Annotated in this window: 19 protein-coding genes; 7 read left to right on the top strand and 12 right to left on the bottom strand. The window is 64.1% G+C overall.

Annotated features, from left to right (window positions below; translation table 11 throughout):
- Positions 1–616 precede the first annotated feature (616 nt).
- The 4 genes from VSX60_RS12515 to VSX60_RS12500 form a co-directional block, all read right to left on the bottom strand.
- Positions 617–1,612, bottom strand: a complete 996-nt coding sequence (locus tag VSX60_RS12515) for an Ldh family oxidoreductase (protein ID WP_327624536.1) — start codon at positions 1,610–1,612, stop codon at positions 617–619.
- Positions 1,609–2,541 carry a hydroxyacid dehydrogenase gene (locus VSX60_RS12510; RefSeq protein WP_327624535.1) on the bottom strand — a complete coding sequence of 311 codons (933 nt, stop codon included), beginning with the start codon at positions 2,539–2,541 and terminating at the stop codon, positions 1,609–1,611. The genes VSX60_RS12515 and VSX60_RS12510 overlap by 4 nt, the downstream gene beginning before the upstream one ends.
- 101 nt (positions 2,542–2,642) lie before the next feature.
- Positions 2,643–3,821 (bottom strand): UxaA family hydrolase, encoded by a 1,179-nt coding sequence (locus tag VSX60_RS12505; protein WP_327624534.1) that lies wholly within the window; start codon positions 3,819–3,821, stop codon positions 2,643–2,645.
- A gap of 75 nt (positions 3,822–3,896) precedes the next feature.
- Positions 3,897–4,184: a UxaA family hydrolase gene (locus tag VSX60_RS12500; protein WP_327624533.1), complete on the bottom strand. Its 288-nt coding sequence runs from the start codon at positions 4,182–4,184 to the stop codon at positions 3,897–3,899.
- A gap of 171 nt (positions 4,185–4,355) precedes the next feature.
- Here VSX60_RS12500 and VSX60_RS12495 point away from each other — a divergent pair, with 171 nt between their 5' ends.
- The gene (locus VSX60_RS12495; RefSeq protein ID WP_327624532.1) at positions 4,356–5,084 is read left to right on the top strand and encodes a GntR family transcriptional regulator; all 729 of its coding nucleotides are present in this window, start codon (positions 4,356–4,358) and stop codon (positions 5,082–5,084) included.
- 71 nt (positions 5,085–5,155) lie between these two features.
- Here the strand turns inward: VSX60_RS12495 and VSX60_RS12490 are convergent, their stop codons facing one another.
- The 7 genes from VSX60_RS12490 to VSX60_RS12460 form a co-directional block, all read right to left on the bottom strand.
- A complete protein-coding gene (locus tag VSX60_RS12490; protein WP_327624531.1) occupies positions 5,156–6,151 on the bottom strand; it encodes an alcohol dehydrogenase catalytic domain-containing protein in 996 nt (331 codons plus the stop codon).
- Positions 6,148–6,906: an SDR family NAD(P)-dependent oxidoreductase gene (locus VSX60_RS12485; RefSeq protein ID WP_327624576.1), complete on the bottom strand. Its 759-nt coding sequence runs from the start codon at positions 6,904–6,906 to the stop codon at positions 6,148–6,150. The genes VSX60_RS12490 and VSX60_RS12485 overlap by 4 nt, the downstream gene beginning before the upstream one ends.
- A gap of 20 nt (positions 6,907–6,926) precedes the next feature.
- Positions 6,927–8,231, bottom strand: a complete 1,305-nt coding sequence (hisD, locus tag VSX60_RS12480) for a histidinol dehydrogenase (RefSeq protein ID WP_327624530.1) — start codon at positions 8,229–8,231, stop codon at positions 6,927–6,929.
- Positions 8,232–8,240: 9 nt separating this feature from the next.
- A complete protein-coding gene (locus VSX60_RS12475; protein WP_327624529.1) occupies positions 8,241–9,572 on the bottom strand; it encodes a TRAP transporter large permease in 1,332 nt (443 codons plus the stop codon).
- A 7-nt stretch (positions 9,573–9,579) separates the two neighbouring features.
- Complete coding sequence (locus tag VSX60_RS12470) at positions 9,580–10,092, bottom strand: TRAP transporter small permease (RefSeq protein ID WP_327624528.1); 513 nt, start codon at positions 10,090–10,092, stop codon at positions 9,580–9,582.
- Between the two features lie 156 nt (positions 10,093–10,248).
- On the bottom strand, positions 10,249–11,400 hold the full coding sequence (locus tag VSX60_RS12465) for a TRAP transporter substrate-binding protein (RefSeq protein ID WP_327624527.1): 1,152 nt from the start codon (positions 11,398–11,400) through the stop codon (positions 10,249–10,251).
- The gene (locus tag VSX60_RS12460) at positions 11,384–11,767 is read right to left on the bottom strand and encodes a hypothetical protein (RefSeq protein WP_327624526.1); all 384 of its coding nucleotides are present in this window, start codon (positions 11,765–11,767) and stop codon (positions 11,384–11,386) included. The genes VSX60_RS12465 and VSX60_RS12460 overlap by 17 nt, the downstream gene beginning before the upstream one ends.
- Between VSX60_RS12460 and VSX60_RS12455 the strand changes: the two genes are divergently transcribed.
- The gene (locus VSX60_RS12455; RefSeq protein ID WP_327624525.1) at positions 11,766–12,824 is read left to right on the top strand and encodes a LacI family DNA-binding transcriptional regulator; all 1,059 of its coding nucleotides are present in this window, start codon (positions 11,766–11,768) and stop codon (positions 12,822–12,824) included. The two genes, VSX60_RS12460 and VSX60_RS12455, sit on opposite strands and share 2 nt — an antisense overlap.
- Positions 12,825–12,937: 113 nt before the next feature.
- Complete coding sequence (locus VSX60_RS12450) at positions 12,938–14,110, top strand: Gfo/Idh/MocA family protein (protein WP_327624524.1); 1,173 nt, start codon at positions 12,938–12,940, stop codon at positions 14,108–14,110.
- 15 nt (positions 14,111–14,125) lie between these two features.
- Here the strand turns inward: VSX60_RS12450 and VSX60_RS12445 are convergent, their stop codons facing one another.
- Positions 14,126–14,830, bottom strand: coding sequence for a GntR family transcriptional regulator (locus tag VSX60_RS12445; RefSeq protein WP_327624523.1), 705 nt, complete (start codon positions 14,828–14,830; stop codon positions 14,126–14,128).
- Between the two features lie 259 nt (positions 14,831–15,089).
- Between VSX60_RS12445 and VSX60_RS12440 the strand changes: the two genes are divergently transcribed.
- From VSX60_RS12440 to VSX60_RS12425, 4 genes are all read left to right on the top strand, one after another.
- Positions 15,090–15,947, top strand: coding sequence for an isocitrate lyase/PEP mutase family protein (locus tag VSX60_RS12440; protein WP_327624521.1), 858 nt, complete (start codon positions 15,090–15,092; stop codon positions 15,945–15,947).
- A gap of 69 nt (positions 15,948–16,016) precedes the next feature.
- Positions 16,017–17,237 carry a CaiB/BaiF CoA transferase family protein gene (locus tag VSX60_RS12435; RefSeq protein WP_327624520.1) on the top strand — a complete coding sequence of 407 codons (1,221 nt, stop codon included), beginning with the start codon at positions 16,017–16,019 and terminating at the stop codon, positions 17,235–17,237.
- Between the two features lie 149 nt (positions 17,238–17,386).
- Positions 17,387–18,685 carry a TRAP transporter large permease gene (locus VSX60_RS12430; protein WP_327624519.1) on the top strand — a complete coding sequence of 433 codons (1,299 nt, stop codon included), beginning with the start codon at positions 17,387–17,389 and terminating at the stop codon, positions 18,683–18,685.
- Between the two features lie 19 nt (positions 18,686–18,704).
- A complete protein-coding gene (locus VSX60_RS12425) occupies positions 18,705–19,745 on the top strand; it encodes a TRAP transporter substrate-binding protein (protein ID WP_327624518.1) in 1,041 nt (346 codons plus the stop codon).

Below are 19,745 nucleotides of genomic sequence, written 5' to 3'. Positions count from 1 at the left end.
CAGAGGCAATAAAAACTGGGACATTCGCGCCGATCAAAGCCGCTACAAGGTCATGCTTGGCTTCAAGATGCAGACGTCTGAAGAAACAAAAAACGCTCTTCGAAAGTCATGGAGACATCATCGGGAGGAATTTGCGCTTCCACCTATCGCCTATCTGATTATCTTGATTTTTGATGGGAATTTTAAGTCTCCCATTTATCTACCATTCTTGAATTTTGTGGTATTTGTATTTCCAATTATTACTATTATTCGTATTTATATCACGTTCCGAAAATTCCGTTACGATTCCTTGAGTTGATAAAGCACGGAAAGTTGGCCGACATCGAGGCATTTGAACCGTCCGTCGAGCGTGTTGCGTGAGATCACCGGACGCCTGAGAATGCTCAATTTGAAACAGAATCAATGTATTCTGTGTCAAAGCGTGCTTCTCACTCTGGCGCAAATCGGCTCCGGAAGCGCGGGCTAGGCCTGCATGAGTCTGGTCGTTCAGCACGCATTACAGAACCTCACGGCCGGGCTGTCGACGACCGAGCGAGGAAACGGGCGTATCCCGACCCACGACGAAGGGGTGATCGCGACCGAGATGGGTCCGATCACACCGCCTCGATCGTCGCCCTCACATCGCACGGATCGCGGCCAGCAGATCATCGTCCACCGCGATGCCGGTTTCGAGCGCTTCGCGCCGTGCCGCGCGGCCCTTGCGGCCCGGAATCCGGGTTCCCGACTCGGCGCTGATTTCCCCCACCAGCGTCGCCAGACGCTCAACGGCATGATCGCCGCCCATCGCCACCGGATCGATGACGAGGATCCACTGGCCCAGTCCCGGCGGCGGCCCCTTGTCGTCGAACAGGGAACTTGCCTCATAGGCGTAGTTCGCGCCGGTCAGTCCGGCCGACAGCATTTCCACGACCAGGGCGAGCGCGGCACCTTTGGCATCGCCCATCGGCAGCATGGTCCCTGCGAGCGCCGCGTCGGGATCGGTCGTCGGCTGTCCGGCACTGTCCAGCGCCCAGCCTTCGGGAATGGACACGCCCTTCTGCTTGGCGGCCATGACCTTGCCGCGCGCGATCTTCGACAGAGACAGATCGATGACGATCGGCTCTTGATCGCCCAAGGGCGCGGCGAAGGCGATCGGATTGGTGCCGAACAGGGCGCGGGTGCCGCCCCAGGGCGCCATCGCGCCGGGCGAATTCGCCATCATCAGGGCGACGAGGCCGGCTTCGGCGAAGCGCTCCACCGTCAGACCGAGCACACCGGCATGATGCGAGCGATAAACGGCGGCGCTCGCCACCCCGGTCTCCCTGACAATGGCCGGCAGTTGTTCCACGGCGAGATCGAGCGCCGGGAAAGCGAAGCCGTTGCCCGCGTCGATGCGCAGCAGCGCCGACCGGGTCCGCTCGGCTTGCGGAACCGCCGCGCCGGCGACCTTTCCGGCCCTGGCTTGCGCGCAATAGGCGACGAGGCGCCGCAGCCCGTGCCCGCTCTGGCCGGCGGCTTCCGCGGCGACGAGCCCGCGCGCAACCGAGGCGGCTTGCGACGGGCCGGTCGAGGCGCGTTGCAGCGCGTCGGACGCGAGCGTTTCAGCCTCGGCGATCGACAGTCTTTCGGTCACGAACGCGTCTCCAGATGGCGCAGGATATTGTCGGCCGTCACCCGGCTGACCCTGACATTCGATTCGTCGGTGACGCCGGCGATATGCGGCGTCAGGATGAGGTTGGCGATGCCGGCGAAAACGCGACCGGCTTCGGCGGTCAGGGGCTCGGTCTCGAATACGTCGAGCGCCGCCCCGGCGATCTTTCCCTCGCGCAGCGCGTCGGCCAACGCCGCCTCGTCGACCACGCCGCCGCGCGCCGAATTGATCAAGACGGCGCCGGACCGCATCGCCGACAGGGCATCCGCGCCGATCATGTGGCGGGTCGTGTCCGTCAGCGGCACATGCAGGCTGACGACGTCCGAGGTGCGCAGCAGATCGTCGAGGTCGAGCCGCTGGGCATCGGCCCAGGCGGCGTCGCTTTCCGGCAGGAACGGATCGAAGGCCGCGATCGAAAAGCCGAAGGCCCGCGCCCGTGCGGCCGTCTGCCGTGCGATCGAGCCGTAACCGACCAGCCCGAGGCGCTTGCCCTGCCCTTCCCGGCCGATCAATTGCTGGCGCGGCCAGCGACCGGCGATCACGTCTTCGGTCGCGGTATAGGCGCGCCGTAGCAGCGCGAGCGCCGTGGTGACGACATACTCGGCGACGGCGACGTCGTTCGCGCCCGATGCCGGATAGACCGTCACGTCGCGCGCCTTGCAGGCATCGAGATCGATATTGTCGAGACCGACGCCGAGGCGCCCGACACAGCGAAGGCCGGGCGCGGCGGCAAGCAGCGCGGCGGTGACCCTGGTCCGGTTGCGCACGACGATGGCGCTGGCGCTGGCGACCGCGGCGATCAGGTCGTCCGGACGATCGACGAGTTGCGGGTCGTAGAGGGTCTCATGCCGGGCCCGGATCCGATCGACGGCGGCCTCGTCCATGAACTCGGTAATGACAATTTCGGGCAATGGGCTCCCCTCCACAAAAGCCGTGGCGGCCGTCTCTGACAAGACGGCCGCCGATCAGGTATCACGCCGGGCGCTTCGTGGAGGCGTCCGGCGACGATGGCTCAGGCGCTGCGATAGAGCTTGGTCATGACGAATTCGCGATGTCCCAGCGCTTCGGCCGCCGTGACCCGGCCGTTCGCCGTGCGCATGATCGATTCGATCAGATCATCACCGGCCTGATCGATGGTCTTGTCGCGGCGCAGGATTCCGGTCACGTCGACGTCGACATGCTCGGACATCGTGCGCACGGTGCGCGGATTGGCGGTGATCTTGATCACCGGGACGATCGGATTGCCGACGACGTTGCCCTGGCCGGTCGGGAAGGTGTGGATGACATATCCGGCCGCTCCCATCAGCGTCACGCATTCGGCCGCCGCCGACGAGGTATCCATGAAATAGAGGCCGTTGCCCTTTTGCGGCGCCTCGGCCGGTTCGAGAATGTCGATGAATTTACACTCGCGCCCGATCTTCTCCAGATTGCCGAGCGCCTTTTCCTCGATCGTCGAGAGGCCGCCCTCGATATTGCCCTTGGTCGGCTGGCTGTCCGACAGATCGTCCGTGGCGTGGGCGAAGATGACGTCGTCCTGATAGGCCTTCCACATCTTGTACCAGCGCTCGCCGGTCTCGGCGTCGACCGCACGCTCCTTGCAGATGTGCTCGGCTCCGGTGATTTCCGAGGTTTCGCCGAAGACGCCGTAGATGCCCTCGGGGATCAGCTTGTCGTACATGTTGCCGACCGTCGGGCAGGAGCCGAGGCCCGTCGTGGTGTCGCTCTCGCCGCATTTGGTCGAGACCCAGAGCTCGGACACGTCGCATTCGACGCGCTGCTGCTCGGTCGCCCACTGGACGAATTCCTTGGCCTTGCGGGAGACGTCCATGATCGTCTTCAGGTCGCCGTTCTGCTCGATCGAGAAGGCGGCCACGGGCTTGCCGGTCGCGGCGATGCCGTCGGCGATCTTCTGGGTCCAGCCCGGCTCGATGCCGACCACGATGCAGGCGGCGACGTTCGGGTTCGCGCCGGTGCCGATCATGGTGCGGAAATGCAGTTCGAGATCTTCGCCGAACTGCAGCCGTCCATAGGCGTGCGGCAGGGCGAGCGTACCCTTGATGTTGTGGGCGACCGCCTCGCAGCAGGCGTTGGAGATGTCGTCGACGGGCAGGATCACGATGTGATTGCGGACGCCCACGCGGCCGTTCTCACGGCGGTAGCCCATGAATTTGCGATTGGTGTTGATCGGCATGGATCGGGTCTCTTTCCTGAACTGACGGATAAACGAAGGGGTCGAAGGCGGGACAGCGTCACCGCCCCAGCGCGATCACCAGCGGTTGGTCTTCAGATTGTGGACATGGACGTGTCCGCCCTTCTTCGCGTCCCCCTTCATGCGGCCGATATCCTCGCCGTATTTGACTGCCGTATCGCCCGTCAAAAGATCCTTCAGCGCGACCTTGTGGCCGATCGGCACATTGTCGTTGCAGATCAGCTTGAAGGACGAGTTGTCCGCTGTGACGACACACAGCATCTCGGTGCCGGCCTTGAGGTCCTCTACGACGACAACGCCGACGTTGTCCCTGTGATCGTGGACGAGCAGTTGCGGGATGCTCATGAGTGATTCCTCCGAGAGTTACGGTTGATGCAGACGTGAAAAGCAGCCTGGAGAGCTGACTCCAAGCGGATCGGCCAATGTGCGATCCGCGCTAGTCTTGTATAAGACATAAATTACCTTTACCCAACTATGTCAAGCGGCTTAGGGTCTTTGGAAACGGGACGGTGACGCATGTCGGACGGAGAGAAGGCCCCAGCGTTCAGACCGCTCTATCAGCAGGTGCGCGAGACCCTGGTCCGCCGGCTGATCGATGGCGTATGGACGCCGGGCCTGATGCTGCCGAGCGAATTCCAGATCGCGGCCGATCTTGGCGTCAGTCAGGGAACGGTGCGCAAGGCCCTCGACGCGATGGCGGCCGAACATCTCCTGGTCCGGCGGCAAGGACGCGGAACCTTCGTTGCGCTGCCCGAGGAGGGCCGCATCCTGTTCCAGTTCTTCCGGCTCGCGGCCGACGACGGTACCCGCCTGTTCCCCGATAGCCAGGTGCTGTCGCGCCTTCGCGGGCGCGCCGACGCCGCTGCCGCGAAGGCGTTGCAGCTTGCGCGCAACGACGCCGTCTGGCGGATCGACCGTGTCCGGCATCTGGGCGGCCGGGCGGTCATCGCCGAGCAGATCACCCTCCCCGTCGCAAAATTCCCTTCGCTGGCGGAAATCCGCGACCTACCGAACAACGTCTACGCGCTCTATTCGGAGGTTTTCTCGATCACGATCGGGCGGGCTCTGGAACAACTCAAGGCGACCGGCGCCGACGCGACCACCGCCACGCGGCTGAACTGCCAGCCTGGCCATCCGGTACTGTCCATCGAGCGGGTCGCCTTCGCGCTCGACGGTTCGCCGGTCGAATGGCGCCTGTCCCGATGCGTGACCGACGGTTTCCATTACCAGTCCGATCTTCGTTGACCAGTCAAGATCGCCCGCGAGGGTTCACCGACGCGGCGCGAATTCCATCCATCGAACCAGCAGCTTGACGCTCAGGGTTTGAGGATGATCTTGGGCGCAGCCGCCGCGCCGTTGCGGATGTCGCGGAACGCGCCGAGGCCATCCGAGAGCGAGCGGGTCTCGGTCCAGTTGAGCGCGCCCAGACGTCCGTCGAAGATTGCTGCGGCGGTCTCGCGAAAGTCCATCGGCGTATAGGTGTAAGTGCCGATGAAGGCGATTTCCTGCAAGGTCATCTTGCGGATATCGAGGCCGCCATTGGCATCGCCGAGACCGATATGGACGATAGCGCCGCCCGGACGCACCGCGCGGCAGGCTGCTTCCCGGGTCGCCGCAAAGCCGACGGCATCGATGACCAGATCGACGGCCCCGTCGGCGGGACCGCCGGGCTGAGAGGGATCGAACACGTGAAAGTCGCCGGTGCGCGTCAGCGTCGGGTGCCGGCCCTTATTGGTTTCGGAGATCGCGATGCCGCGCGCGCCCGCGGCGGCAAGCACGAGCGCCGCGCCCAGGCCGATCGCGCCGCCGCCGATAACCAGGCATGTGGCCTCTTCCAGCGGTTTGGCGAGAGTGTTCCTTGCCAGTCTCACCGCATGCCAGCCGCACGCGATAGGCTCGGCGAGCGCGGCCTTTTCGAAGCTCACGCCGGCGGGAATCGTGACGAGGTTATCGAGCGGCATCGACAGAAGCTCGGCGAACGCCCCCTCGCGCGGCGGCATGGAGATGATCTGCCGGCGGGGACAGAGATTGTTGCGGCCGGCCTTGCAGGCCTCGCACTGGCCGCAGGTCACCAACGGATTGACGGTCACGCGCCGGCCGGCCTCGGGGCCGTCGATGATCGTGCCGGCCGCCTCGTGGCCAAGGATAAGGGGAGCCGGCCGTCGCTCGTCATGGCCGAGAAAGGCGTGCATGTCGGACCCGCAGATGCCGACCGAGTCCACCCGCAGCAGCGCCTCGCCGGCTCGCGCGACGGCGTCCGGCACGGTGTCGTACTGCAATTGCTCGGGACCGATATAGACAAGCGCCTTCATTTGGCGGTGAACCCCCCATCGACGAACAGGATCTGGCCGGTGACATAGGCCGACGCATCCGAACACAGGAACAGCAGCGGCCCCGCGAGGTCGGCGAGTTCACCGTTGCGGCCGATGCAGGTTTGGCCCGCATGGCGCGCCGCGAGGGCCTGATCGGCGAAGACCGGGCCGGTCAGCTCGGTCGGGAAAAAGCCCGGTGCGAGCGCGTTGGCCAGGACGCCGGAGCCGGACCAGGCCTCTGCCATCGCCCGGGTCAGCTGCTCCACGCCGCCCTTCGAGGCGCCATAGGCGATGCCGCCCGGAAAGGCGCGGCGCGATTGCAGCGAGGCGAAATTGACGATGCGGCCCCAGCCCTTCGCCTTCATGGCCGGCACCAGCGCCTGCGCCAGGAAGAACGGAACCGTCAGATTGAGCGCCAGCGTCGCGTCCCAGCCCTCGGGAGTGACATCGTCCGCCGGCTGACGGGTGTTGAGGCCGGCGGCGTTGATCAAGATGTCGGGCGGACCGAACGGCCGCGATACGGCGTCGACGAGGCTGCCCACCGCGCTTTGATCCGAGAGATCGGCGACGACCGTAGCGACCTTGCCGCCCGTCTCCGCTTTCCATTGGTCGAGAACATTGCCGCGCCGCGCCACGCCGACGACCGCCGCGCCGGCTTCGGCGAGCATGGTGGCCGCGGCCCGGCCGAGCCCGCTGCTTGCGCCGGTCACGCAGGCGACCCGCCCGCTCACATCGAAAAGCGCCTGGCTTGCCACGGTCACGTGTTCTCCCTGCCTCACTCCGCCGCGCTCAGATCGAAATTCTCGCCGGGAAAATATTTCGCCAGCCGAATGTCGGCAGTGCGGGCATGGCCCTCCATGCCTTCCAGCCGCGATATGCGTGCGGTGGCCTCGGCAACCGGTCGCGCGCCATCGCGCGTGGCCCGCTGCCAGGTGACCATCTTCATGAATTTGTGGACCGACAGGCCGCCCGTATACCGCGCGGCGCCGGAGGTCGGCAGGACATGGTTGGTGCCGGACGCCTTGTCGCCAAAGGCAACCGTCGTCTCCTCGCCGAGGAAAAGCGAGCCGTAGCATTGCAGCCGCTCGAGCCACCAATCCGGGTCGGCGGCCTGCACCGACAGATGCTCGGGCGCGTATTCGTCGGCGACCTTGGCCATTTCCTCGCGGTCCTTGCAGACGATCACCTCGGCATAGTCGCGCCACGCCGCGGCTGCGTTCTGGCCGTTCAGTTCGGGCAGCGCCGCGATCAAGGCAGGCACCCGCTCAAGCACGGCGTCGGCTAAGGGCCGGTGCGAGGTGACGAGCCAGACCGGCGAGTTGTAACCATGCTCGGCCTGCCCGACGAGGTCGACGGCGACGATCTCCGGATCGGCGGTTTCGTCGGCGAGGATCAGGCTGTCGGTGGGACCCGCGAACATGTCGATGCCGACGCGGCCGAACAGGATCCGCTTGGCTTCGGCGACGAACTGGTTGCCGGGTCCGACGAGAATATCGGCCTTCGGCAGTCCGAACAGGCCGAAGGCCATGGCCGCGATGCCCTGGACACCGCCCATCGCCAGGATCGCGTCGGCGCCGCACAAATCGGCGGTGTAGGTGATCGCCGGATTGACGCCGACGCCTAGCCTGGGCGGCGAGCAGGCGGTGATGTGGCTGCAGCCGGCGACCTTCGCGGTGGTCACCGTCATCATTGCCGAGGCGATGTGGCTGTAGCGGCCGCCGGGCGCGTAGCATCCCGCCGCTTGGCAGGGGATGCTCTTCTGGCCGGCGATCAGTCCGGGAACGACCTCGATCTGGATATCGCGGATCGTCTCCTTCTGTGCCTCGGCGAAGCGACGCACATTGTCATACGCGAAGCGGATGTCGTCCTTCAGCTTCTGCGAGACCTTGGAGCCGGCTTCCGCGATCTCATCCCTGGTCAGAACGACATTGCCGTCATAGCGATCGAACTTCTCGGCATAGGCGCGCGCCGCGGCCTCGCCGCCCGCTTCGATCTCGGTGAGAATGGCCTGCACCGTTTCGCGCACATCCCCGGCGTCCGATGTCGGCGTCTTGCTGGCTTTCTTGAGATATTCGGCCATGGAATTTTCCTAACGATAGATCTCGGGGAGCATCGCCGTGGAAATCGCCGGCACGTAGGAGATCAAGAGAACGACGGCGAGCATGAAGATGACGAAGGGCACCGCCCGCCAGGCAATCGGCAGGATGGATTCGCCTGTCAGCCCCGAGACGACGAAGAGGTTCAATCCCAGCGGCGGGGTGATGAATCCGACCCCGAGCGAGGTGACCATCATGATGCAGAACTGGATTTCGTTCATGCCGATTTCGTCGGCGAGCGGTTTCAGGATCGGCGCCAGGATGACGATGTTGGGCGTCGTCTCCATCACGCAGCCGGCGGCAATCAGGATGCCGATCATCAACAGGATGAGCATGTTGGGATCGTCGGTGAGCGAGGTCACCGCGAAGACGAAGCCTTGCGGCACGCCGAGCGCGGCCAGTGTCTGCGCCAGCGGCAACGACATCGCGATGATCGGCACGATGACACCGTTCACCTTGGCGGACGAAACCAGCATGGAGGGGAAGTCGGAGAGCTTCAGCGTCCCCAGGACGAACCCCATGATGATCGTCACGACGACTGCCGTCGCGCCGGCCTCGGTCGGCGTCAGGCGGCCCGAGAAAATGCCATAGAAGATGATTCCGGGAACGAGAAATGCATACCAGCCGCTCTTCAGCGCCCGGCCGACATTGCCCAGCCATTCGCGTCCGGAGATCGCGCCGCCGCCCTCGTAGGCGTAAATCCGGTTGACGACGATATTGGTCAACAGGATCGAGAGCAGGATGGCGATGCCCGGAATGATGGCTGCCTGAAACAGCGTCGAGGCGGAGATGCCGAGCACCAGACCGACGATGATGTAGGCGATGGACGGGGGGATCAGAATGCCGGTGCAGGCGCCGGCGGCCACCAGGGCGCAGGCGTAAGGGCGCGGATAGCCGGATTCCACCAGACGGTCGATGGTCATGCGCCCGACCGCCGCTGCGCCAGCGGCGTCGGAGCCCGAGATCGCCGAGAACATGCCGCAGACCAGCACCGTGGCCGAGCCGAAGCCGCCCTTGGCCCAACAGGTCAGCGCTTCGGCGATGTCGAGGAATTTTCGACTGAGACCGGTGCGGACCAGCACATCCCCCGTCAGGATGAACAGCGGCACCGCCGTTAGCGCGAAGGCGTCGATCCCATCGAACAGGGATTCTCCGAACAGCGACAGCGGAAGCACCTGCGACCAGGCCAGCATCGCGACAGCCGAGGCGCCGATCGCGGCCCAGACCGGAATGCCCAGGATGATGAGCGCGACGAAAAGCAGAACCGGGCCGTAAAAATCCCATCCCAGTTCCACCGCCTGCTGTTGGAGTTGTTGCCAAAGCATCTGGGCCTCAATCGAACAGGCGCTCGCCCTCGTAGGGCGGGCGGCCGCTCACGAGGGCGGCGGTGTCCCGCACAAGGGACTGGGTGAGGCGAAAGATCATCAGGGCAAAGCCGACCGGCACGGCCATCAGGAACCAGACCATGGAAACCCGCAGACCGTGGCTGACCGAGCCGAATCTCCAGGAGACCTCGACGGTCTCGAACGACCAGTAGACGGCAAAACCAGCAACGACGAACATGACCAGGTCGCCGAGGATGTAGAGCAGCGCCTTGGCGCGAACGGACACATAATGGAACAGAACGTCGATGCGGATGTGGGCGCGCTCCTTCACCGCCGAGGCTGCGCCGATCCAGGCGAGATAGATGAAGGAATAGCGGACGATTTCCTCGCCCCAGATCGAGGAATAGGCGAATAATTCACGCCGGATCACCTCGACCGCCATCGTCGCGACGAGGACCGTGTAGAAGATGAGCAGCGCCCATCGCTCGACGTTCCGGTCCAGGAGCATCAGAATTTTCACGCGCCTCTCCCCTTCGCGGCAGAGCGGCGCCGACCACCGTCACGAACGGCAAATCCGGCACAGACCCTGACCCTCGTCAACGGCGCTCTATCCCGCGCCCTGCGATCATGAGATCGCGGATGAACGCGCTCGAGGCGCACTCATCCGCGCGATGCGTCAAGCGTCGTGGACGTAGTAGCGTCCCGTCGTGCCCGCAGCCTCCTCGAGGCCTTTGAAGACGTCCATCGATCCAGCGAGTTCGGACTTATAGGAATCCCAGTCGCTGCGCTGATAGCCGCCGGCTTCCTTCCATTCGCCCAACTGGTCCTCGCTCAGCGAATGAAACTCCACACCGGACTTTCGCATCTCAGCCATTGCGTAGGTCCGGGACGACGGCACCTTGGCAAGGTTCTGGTGGAAGGTCATCTCCGAGGCCCAGTCGACCGCCTCCTGAACGTCCTTGCCGAGCCCATTGAACCATTCGAGGTTACAGGCATAGCACTGGCTGTCGGGAACAGCCTGCGTGAACGTCACATGGCTGAGGATGTCCTTGAACCCGAAGGCATAAAGAGCGCCGACCGCGGGATCGAGCGCATCGGCCACACCCTGCTTGATCGCGGAGGACGTCTCGCCCCAAGCCACCGGCGTCGGATTGGCCCCGACCATGCGGTAGTATTGCTGCAGCATCTTGGAGCCGGGCACGCGAAATTTCACGCCCTGCAAGTCGCCCGGGGTGATGATCGGATTCCCGCCCTTCCTGACCGCCACGACCCGCGGATCGATGCAGAAGTAGAACAGGGGCCGGAATCCACGTTGTTCAACCTTCGCGTCGACCTGTTCTTTCCAGATATCGGACGTGACGAGGTTCACGAAGCGCTGATTGGAGCCGCACAGATACGGCATGTTGATGAGGTCGACGACCGGCGCATAGGGGGCGAAATTCGACAGCGAGAACTGACCGACGGGCACGGTTCCGCCCTGCACTTTCTGCGCCAGCGCACTGCCCACGCCGAGTTGTCCACCAGGGGCGAGCTTGACGTAGATCCGGCCATTGGAAGCGTTCTGAAGGTTCTCCTTCAGGTCAAGCTGCATCATCGGGTAGCTGCGCGTCGTGCCAAGTTGGTATTCGGTCGCCACCGTCACGACGTGCTCGGCGGCTCCCTCCCGCTCCCTTTCCTCGCTGGCCGCCTGCGCGACCGCCACATCCGACCAAAGCGTGCCCGCCGCGCCGGCAATCATGGCTGCAGTAAAAGCCCCGGCACCCGTCAGGCGCAGAAAATTCCGGCGCTCCGCGGATTCCAGTTCTGTGGGTTCATGAATCTTGGACATTGGTGGCCTCCTCCCGACCGTTATCAATATTGGGGACGTCAGATCTGCCTTCCCGTGCTCGCTCACGGTGCAACACGGCAATGACGAAAAGGATCGATGCCAGTGACAAGACCAACATCTCCCCGACGTCGGAGAGAAAAGCCTTCCCAGCCATTGCGCCGAGAACGACATTCGCAACGAAAATCGCAAACACGACCCCGGTCGCCGCAAGCGCGGCAGCACCCGAATTACGCATCGTCTCCTCCATGATTTGATGCGTCCCCGACAGGGTGTATGCCCTTTCAATCATCGATGCAAGCGCTTGCATATTGCGATTGGCAACAATTTCTTGGATAATGCCGGTCACGGACGCAAGGAAAAACAGCATGAGCGGCAGGTCTGCACCGACACTTGAAGACGTTGCGCGCCGCGCCGGCGTCTCAACCGCGACGGTGTCACGCTGCCTGAATGTGCCGGAGCGTGTCCTTCCCGCTACCAGAGAACGGATCATCCTTGCGGTCGCCCAGCTGGGATACACGCCCAATTTCGGCGGTCAGGCTCTCGCCTCGAACCGGACCAACACCGTCGGCGCGGTCATTCCGACCATGGAGAACGCCATTTTTGCTCGTGGCATCCAAGCGTTTCAGGAAGCCTTGGCCGCATCCGGCGTGACGCTGCTCGTCGCGAGTTCGGGCTACGACCCGGAGCGAGAGGGCGAACAGATCCGCGCGCTCGTCGGGCGGGGCGCCGATGGACTCTTGCTGATCGGAGTGACCCGCCCCGAAGCGACATACAATTTCCTGCGCCAGCGCGGGGTGCCGCATGTCATTGCCTGGAATTATCGCCCGGGCGACGACAACCTCTATGCCGGATTCGACAATCGCAGCGCGGCGCGCGCGCTGGCCACTAAAGTGATCAATTACAACCACACGATGATCGCTATGATTGCCGGCAAGACCGAGACGAACGACCGGTCCGCCGATAGGGTAAGCGGCGTGCGTGATGCGCTGGCGGCTGCCGGAATGGACGCACAGGCGATGCCGGTCGTGGAGACCACCTACTCGCTTGACGGAGGCGGCCGCGCCTTCGAGACCTTGATGCGACGGCACAATCCTCCGACGGCCGTGATCTGCGGCAACGACGTCCTGGCGGTCGGCGCGATGACCGGGGCTAGGGAACTTGGGATTTCGGTTCCGGCCGACGTCTCGATCGTCGGATTCGACGACATCGATTTGGCCCTAGTGGTCCAGCCGCAACTGACCACCGTGCATGTCCCGCATCGACGCATGGGCGAAGCGGCAGCCAAGCTATTGCTCCAGCTCAGGGACGGCCATCCGAATATGGAAAGCGTCATCCTCGACACGCATGTCGTGGAGCGTGGATCGCTCATCCGTCACGTTAGCGGGATGCCGCTCTTCCTGGGGCAAGGGAAAGCGGCTGTATGATGATCGCGATTCGAATCAAGACGATAGAATCATCGGCCAACATGCGGGATGAAGGTCTCCGCTGACGGCGGGAAGCTCCCGTCCGCCTCGGGCAAACGACGGGGAGAAAAACAATGGTTTCAGCGGCACGAGCGATTCCGGTGGCGCGGCCCATCCGGCTCGGCATGGTGGGCGGTGGCCAAGGCGCCTTCATCGGCGCGGTTCATCGCATCGCGGCCCGCCTCGACGGCGAGTTCCAGCTTGTGGCCGGCGCCTTCTCCTCCAATGCCGAGCGCTCGGCGACCTCCGGTGCCGAGATCGGGATCGACCCCGCTCGCGCCTATGCCACCTTCCAGGCGATGGCCGAAGCCGAAGCCCGGCGAGAGGACGGTATCGAGGCCGTCGCGATCGTCACGCCCAACCATCTGCACTTTTCGCCCGCCAAGGCGTTTCTGGAAGCCGGCATCCATGTCATCTGCGAAAAACCTCTGACCGCGAAGCTCAAGGACGCGGTGGAGCTGCAACGGATCGCGGCAGCCTCGGGGCGGGTCTTCGTCCTGACCCACAATTATACCGGCTATCCAATGATCCGTCAGGCGCGGGACATGGTGGCCGCCGGGGACCTTGGGACGCTGCGCGTCGTGCAGGCCGAATATGCCCAGGACTGGCTGACGGAAGCGGCCGAAACGGCGGGCTCCAAACAGGCCGAATGGCGCGTCGATCCCGAGAAGGCCGGCATGGGCGGCGCGCTGGGCGATATCGGCAGCCACGCCTTCAACCTTCTGACCTTCGTGACGGGCCTTGCGCTCGACAGCGTCGCGGCCGACCTTTGCGCATTCGTCCCCGGCCGCAGGCTCGACGACAATGATCACCTGATGCTGCGGTTTAAGGGCGGGGCGAAGGGCATGCTGTGGGCGAGCCAGGTCGCACCCGGCCACGAAAACGGCCTGCGCCTTCGCGTCTACGGTGAAAAAGGCGGGTTCGAATGGGCGCAGGAGAACCCGAACCAGCTCTGGTTCACTCCGTTCGGCGAACCGAAGCGGCTGATCACTCGGGGCGGATCGACCGCCGTTCCGGCCGCCCAGCGCGTCACCCGCGTTCCGGCGGGGCATCCGGAAGGCTATCTGGAAGGCTTCGCCACGATTTACCGTGAAGCGGCGGCTGCCATCCGGGCCGTCACCGACGGTCGCCCGATTCCGGCAGAGGTGATGTTTCCGACGATCGAGGACGGCGTCGACGCCATGCGCTTCATCGACGCCGCGGTGCGCTCATCGTCCGACGACAGTCGCTGGACGAAACTGCGGTAGACGCGCCACGCCCGATCAAAGCGCGATATCATCCCGGTCGTGATCCCCACCGTCCCGCAAGTCCGTCATGGTCTGCAGCAGGGTATTGCGGGCCGCCAGGATATGCGCCCGCATGACCGACGCGGCCCATTCGGCATCGCGCGAGGCGATGGCGCTGACGAGATCACGGTGATCGGCAAAACTTCGTCCGAGGTCGCGCGGCCGGAACTTCGTGTAGGTGTGGATGAGGAAGCCGATATCCATCAGCCGGTCGGCGGTATCGCGCAGCGTCTGGTTGCCCGAGATGTCCAGAATCCGATGGTGCAGCCGCTTGTTGAGATCGGACAGGATCTCGACCGCGTTCTCCTCCCCTGCCCTGGCCTCCATTTCGTCGCAGATTGCCGCGAGCGCACCAATGTCCGCATCGCCGCGCAGAGTGGCAGCAAGGCCGGCGCCGCTGCTCTCGAGCAGCGCGCGGACCGCGTAGACCTCGCTCACCTCGCGGATCGTCCGACGCCGGATCACCGCCCCGGCATGCGGCACCATCTCGATGAAGCCGTCCCCGGCGAGTTTGCCCAACGCCGCTCGGATCGGTGTCCGGCTGACGCCAAAGCGCTCGGCGAGCACCTCTTCGGTGAGGCGCACACCGTTTTCGTAATCGCCTTTGAGAATGGCCTCCCGCAGCGCCGCGTAGACCCGATCCGCGCTGCGTTCGCTCGGCACCCGTTTTCTAGACACCATGGTTGCGGTCCATCGCGAAGCTCCGTTTCATTGCGAATGATTGGATACAAAAACGCATTCTGACAACCTTATTTAATCATCAGATTGACAGATTGGATACAATCCGTATTTTCAGTCAAGTTGAGCGCTGGGAGGCGCGGCGGAACGCATATCCGAAAACAGGCGACCGCCTTCGGGTTTGCGTCCGCAGTGACAATTGTCCGGCATCGCAGGATGCCAGACCGCGAAGCCCGGTCGGGCGCGCTAAGGGGGTGATCAAATGGCAAATCCCGCATTGAAGGCTGCGATCGCCCGCAAGGATTTCATTCTTGCGCCTGGCATCTACGACCTCATTTCGGCGCTCATCGCCGATCGCATGGGTTTTCCGGCTCTCTACGTCACCGGCTATGGCACGGTGGCCTCTTCGCTCGGATTACCGGACGCGGGCATTGCGACCTATTCAGACATGCTCGGACGGATCGCGCAAATGGCGCGGATGACCGAGACACCAATCATAGCCGATGCCGACACCGGTTATGGCGGCCTTCTCAACGTGCATCACACCGTGCGTGGATACGAAGCGGCGGGCGTCAGCGCGATCCAGCTCGAAGATCAGGTGTTCCCGAAGAAATGCGGCCACACGCCGACCCGTCAGGTCGTGCCGAGCGAGGAGATGGTTCGCAAGATTCAGGTTGCCGTCGACAGCCGCCAGAGCGACGATTTCCTGGTTATTGCCCGCACGGACGCTCGCACCGCACTTGGTCTGGACGAGGCCATCCGGCGCGCCGTCGCTTATGGCAAAGCCGGAGCGGATTTGATCTTTGTCGAATCGCCGGAAAGCGTCGACGAAATGGCCCGGATCGGTCGCGAGATCGACCGGCCGCTGATCGCCAACATGGTCAATGGCGGCCGGACTCCGCTGTTGCCGGCGGATGAGCTTCAGGCGCTCGGCTTTGCCGTCGCGATCCATCCGGCGGCCGGGTTCCTGTCCGCCGCTGCCGCGCTCCAGACAACCTATGCAGATCTCAAGGCGAATGGCATCAATACGGATCGCACCGAGCTGTACAGCTTCGCCGATTTCAATCAGTTGATCGGCTTCGAGGACGTCTGGGCGTTCGACCGGCGTTATGCGGTTTAGCGGCATGGCAAAGCGGTTCGAAAGAGGAACACCGAGCGACATCGGGGTGGAACTGCGGGAGCGTCTCGTTTGAGCAGCAGGGAGGAAACCGACCGTATGGGTCCGTTGGAAGGTATTCGCGTCCTGGAGATGGGTCAGCTGATCGCAGGCCCGTTCTGCGGACAATTGCTGGCCGATTTCGGCGCGGAGGTCGTCAAGATCGAGCCGCCGAAGACCGGCGACGCGATGCGGCAATGGGGCCGCACCGATGCCGACGGCCATACGCTCTGGTGGCCGGTGATTGCCCGCAACAAGAAATCCCTCACCCTGAACCTGCGCGACAGCCGCGCGCAGGACATCGTCAAGGCGCTGGTCGCCAAGACCGACATCCTGGTGGAGAATTTTCGCGCCGGCCGCATGGAGGAATGGGGGCTGGGTTACAACGTCCTATCGAAGATTAACCCCGGCCTGATCATGGTGCGCATCACCGGGTTCGGCCAGACCGGACCGTATAGCGACCGCGCCGGCTTCGCCTCGGTCTGCGAGGCGATGGGCGGCTTGCGTGAGATCAGCGGCCATCCGGATCGACCGCCGGTGCGCATGGGGATTTCGCTCGGCGATACGCTGGCCGGCCAGAACGGCTTTCAGGGCGCTCTCCTGGCATTGCAGCACCGCAACAGCACGGGCGACGGGCAGATGGTGGATGCGTCCATCTACGAATCGGTGCTCTCCGTGATGGAAAGCCTGGTCTCGGAATATGACGGCGGCGGTCATATCCGCCAACGCTCCGGCAGCATCCTGCCGGGGATCGCCCCGTCCAACGCCTATCCGACCAAGGACGGCGGCACGATCATCATCGGCGCCAACCAGGACAGCCTGTTCCGCCGCCTGACCGCGCTCATGGGGCAGCCGGAGCTCGCCGACGACGAACGGTTTTGCGACCATCAGGCCCGCGGGCGCAATCAGGCGGAAATCGACGCCATCATCGGCAAGTGGACGCAAACCAAGCCGGCGAAGGAGCTGGTCGACGCGCTCGCGGAGGTGGCGGTCCCGGCCGGTCCGACCTACCGGGCGAAGGACATGCTCGAAGACCCGCATTTCCAGGCGCGCGAATCCGTGACCCGCGTGGATGACCCGACGCTCGGCCGCTCGATCGCCATGCAGAATGTGTTTCCGCGTCTGTCCGAATCGCCCGGAACGATCCGCCATACGGGCCCCGCCCTCGGCCAGCACACGACACAAGTGCTGGCGGAATGGCTCGGCTACAGCGACAACGAAATTGCTCGACTGGATGCCGACGGCGTCATTTGAGCCATGAACACGAGTGCCGCGCCGACGCGCCGCGCCATCCTGGGGAGGATGCAAGTGACAGGAACGACAGGCAGGCCCGGCTGTGGCGGGGCGAAGGCCATGACCATAGGCGACTCGCGTCACGCGGCGCATGACGGGGATGCTCGGCAATGATCGAACCCATCATCGTCGTCGTCATCCTGTTGGCGCTCATCGCCATCGGAGCGCCAATATTCCTGGCGCTGGGCGCGGCCGGTCTGACAGGCCTCTACATGGCTCGCGGCTCGATGGCGTTCTTCTTCGGCCCGACATCGCTGTTCGGCCAGCTGAACAGCTTCGAGCTGCTGGCACTGCCGCTGTTCGTGCTGATGGGAAATTTCCTGGCGGCGACGCCGGTCGGCAAGAACCTCTTCCACGCGGCGGTGGTGTGGCTGCAATGGCTGCGCGGCGGGCTCGCTATCGCGACCGTGGGCGCCTCGGCCGTGTTCGGCGCCGTCAGCGGCGTGTCCATCGCCGGTGTCGCCGCCGTTGGCTCGATCGCCATTCCGCAAATGCTGGAGCGCGGCTATAGCCGATCGATCGCCGCCGGCAGCGTCGTCAGTTCCGGCGCGCTCGCCATGCTCATCCCGCCCAGCGTGCCGCTGATCATCTACGGCGCGGTCTCGAGCGTTTCGGTCGCCGACCTGTTCATCGGCGGTATCGTTCCGGGCATCGCCCTCGCTTTGGCGATTTCGGTCTATCTTTATATCCGCGTTCTGCTCAATCCGGAGGAAGCCCCGCGAGGAGAACATGTCCATTACAGCTGGGGTGATCGGCTCCGGGCGCTTGCCGGCATCTGGCATGCGGTGCTGCTGATCGCCGTGGTTCTCGGCACGATCTATTCAGGCGTCGCCACCCCGAGCGAGGCGGCGGCCTTCGGCGCGATCGGCGCCTTCGTCATCGCCGCCTTCATCTTCCGCTCGGTGGGAGTCAAAGGCACGATGAAGGTGCTCGGCTCCAGCGCGCGTATTTCCGGTGCCATTCTCCTGATCATGGGCTGTGCCCGGATCTTCGGCGACTACCTGAATTACGTCCGTGTCCCCGACGCAATCACCGGCCTTCTGGTCGGAACCGAGCTGCCGCCGGAGGTCATTCTCATCCTGATCATGCTGGTGCTGGTCGGCCTCGGCATGCTGGTCGACGCGGTCTCGCTCATCGTCGTCACCACGCCGATCCTGCTGCCGCTGATCCAGACGCTCGGCTACGACCCGCTGTGGTTCGGGATCATCCTGGTGATGAATCTGGAGATCGCGGTGATCACCCCGCCGGTCGGTCTCAATCTCTACACGCTGAAGGCGGTTGCCCCGATGCTGCGCATCGAGGAGATCGTCCGCAGCGTCGTGCCATTCGTCGCGGTGCAGTTCGTGATGCTCGTCATCTTCGTGCTGTTCCCGGCGATCAGCCTCTGGCTGCCAAACCTGATGAAATAAACCCAAGGAGGAAAACAACATGACCATCAACAGACGCGGTTTCATGACCGCCACCGGCGCGCTGGCGCTCGGCTCGGCGCTCGGCCTTCATTCCAGGGCCGCTTACGCGGAAGCGCAAAAGCTCACCGGCGTCACCTACCTGCCGCCGTCCTATGCCGATCTGGCCTATGGCAGCCAGGGCTTCGTCGACTTCGTCAACGAAAAGCACGGTGACGTCGCCACGATCGAGTTCTACGATTCCGGCCGCCTGCTGTCGGCGGACGAACAGCTCCCGGCGCTGCGTGCCGGAACCATCGACTTCATGTTCCACACGACGTCCTACGTCACCCGGTCGCTGCCGATCCTCGGCATTACCGGCCTGCCGGGCGTGGTCGGCGAGCTCTACGAAAATCCCGATCGCCTCAAGCGCGGCTCGCCCCTGTTCCAGCTCGTCGAGGACGAGTTGAAGAAGAACGGGCTGACCGTCTTGAGCCTCGGCGGCGGCATCATGGAGCCGGAATATATCTGGAGCACCAAGGACTCGCCGATCCGCAGCCTCGAGGACATCGAAGGCAAGAAACTGCGCGTCGTTTCCTTCGAGGCGACCAAGGCGATCGAAGACTTCGGCGGCGCGGCCGTGCGCATACCCTCCTCCGAGCTCTATCTCGCCATGCAGCGCGGCACCGTCGACGCGGCCGTCGCCAACATCTCGACGATCAACGGCCGTAAGATCCAGGAGCAGGCCTCCCAAGTCTACAAGCTGCCGGTCACCGCCTTCGGCATCGGCATCTTCGTCCAGACCGATCGCTGGGAGGCGATGAGCGAGGAGGTCCGCAACGCGATGATGGCGGGCGTCGAGTGGTTCGACGAAAATAGCGCGCGCGTCGCCAATCAGGACTATTTCGACGCCAAGTACTGGCCGGCGTTCCGCGAGGCAGGTCTTGAGGTCATCGAGCCGACCGAGGCGGAGCTGGAGCGTTTCCGCGAGGTCAGCACGAATGTCCGCGAGGCCTGGATCGGAGAAGTCGGCGAGGAGGTCGGCAAGAAGGCGATCGATCTCGCCATGGGCAAAGACGCTTAA

Source organism: Aurantimonas sp. A3-2-R12 (assembly GCF_036016755.1).
Taxonomy (GTDB): Bacteria; Pseudomonadota; Alphaproteobacteria; order Rhizobiales; family Rhizobiaceae; genus Aurantimonas; species Aurantimonas coralicida_A.
This window is presented reverse-complemented; position numbering and strand designations above follow the sequence as displayed.

Excerpts from the sequence above, each read along its gene's own strand:
- VSX60_RS12505 (WP_327624534.1), bottom strand. The coding sequence starts at position 3,821 with ATGCCGATCAACACCAATCGCAAATTCATGGGCTACCGCCGTGAGAAC.
- VSX60_RS12500 (WP_327624533.1), bottom strand. The coding sequence starts at position 4,184 with ATGAGCATCCCGCAACTGCTCGTCCACGATCACAGGGACAACGTCGGC.
- VSX60_RS12495 (WP_327624532.1), top strand. The coding sequence starts at position 4,356 with ATGTCGGACGGAGAGAAGGCCCCAGCGTTCAGACCGCTCTATCAGCAG.
- VSX60_RS12490 (WP_327624531.1), bottom strand. The coding sequence starts at position 6,151 with ATGAAGGCGCTTGTCTATATCGGTCCCGAGCAATTGCAGTACGACACC.
- hisD (WP_327624530.1), bottom strand. The coding sequence starts at position 8,231 with ATGGCCGAATATCTCAAGAAAGCCAGCAAGACGCCGACATCGGACGCC.
- VSX60_RS12475 (WP_327624529.1), bottom strand. The coding sequence starts at position 9,572 with ATGCTTTGGCAACAACTCCAACAGCAGGCGGTGGAACTGGGATGGGAT.
- VSX60_RS12465 (WP_327624527.1), bottom strand. The coding sequence starts at position 11,400 with ATGTCCAAGATTCATGAACCCACAGAACTGGAATCCGCGGAGCGCCGG.
- VSX60_RS12455 (WP_327624525.1), top strand. The coding sequence starts at position 11,766 with ATGAGCGGCAGGTCTGCACCGACACTTGAAGACGTTGCGCGCCGCGCC.
- VSX60_RS12460 (WP_327624526.1), bottom strand. The coding sequence starts at position 11,767 with ATGCTGTTTTTCCTTGCGTCCGTGACCGGCATTATCCAAGAAATTGTT.
- VSX60_RS12450 (WP_327624524.1), top strand. The coding sequence starts at position 12,938 with ATGGTTTCAGCGGCACGAGCGATTCCGGTGGCGCGGCCCATCCGGCTC.
- VSX60_RS12445 (WP_327624523.1), bottom strand. The coding sequence starts at position 14,830 with ATGGTGTCTAGAAAACGGGTGCCGAGCGAACGCAGCGCGGATCGGGTC.
- VSX60_RS12440 (WP_327624521.1), top strand. The coding sequence starts at position 15,090 with ATGGCAAATCCCGCATTGAAGGCTGCGATCGCCCGCAAGGATTTCATT.
- VSX60_RS12430 (WP_327624519.1), top strand. The coding sequence starts at position 17,387 with ATGATCGAACCCATCATCGTCGTCGTCATCCTGTTGGCGCTCATCGCC.
- VSX60_RS12425 (WP_327624518.1), top strand. The coding sequence starts at position 18,705 with ATGACCATCAACAGACGCGGTTTCATGACCGCCACCGGCGCGCTGGCG.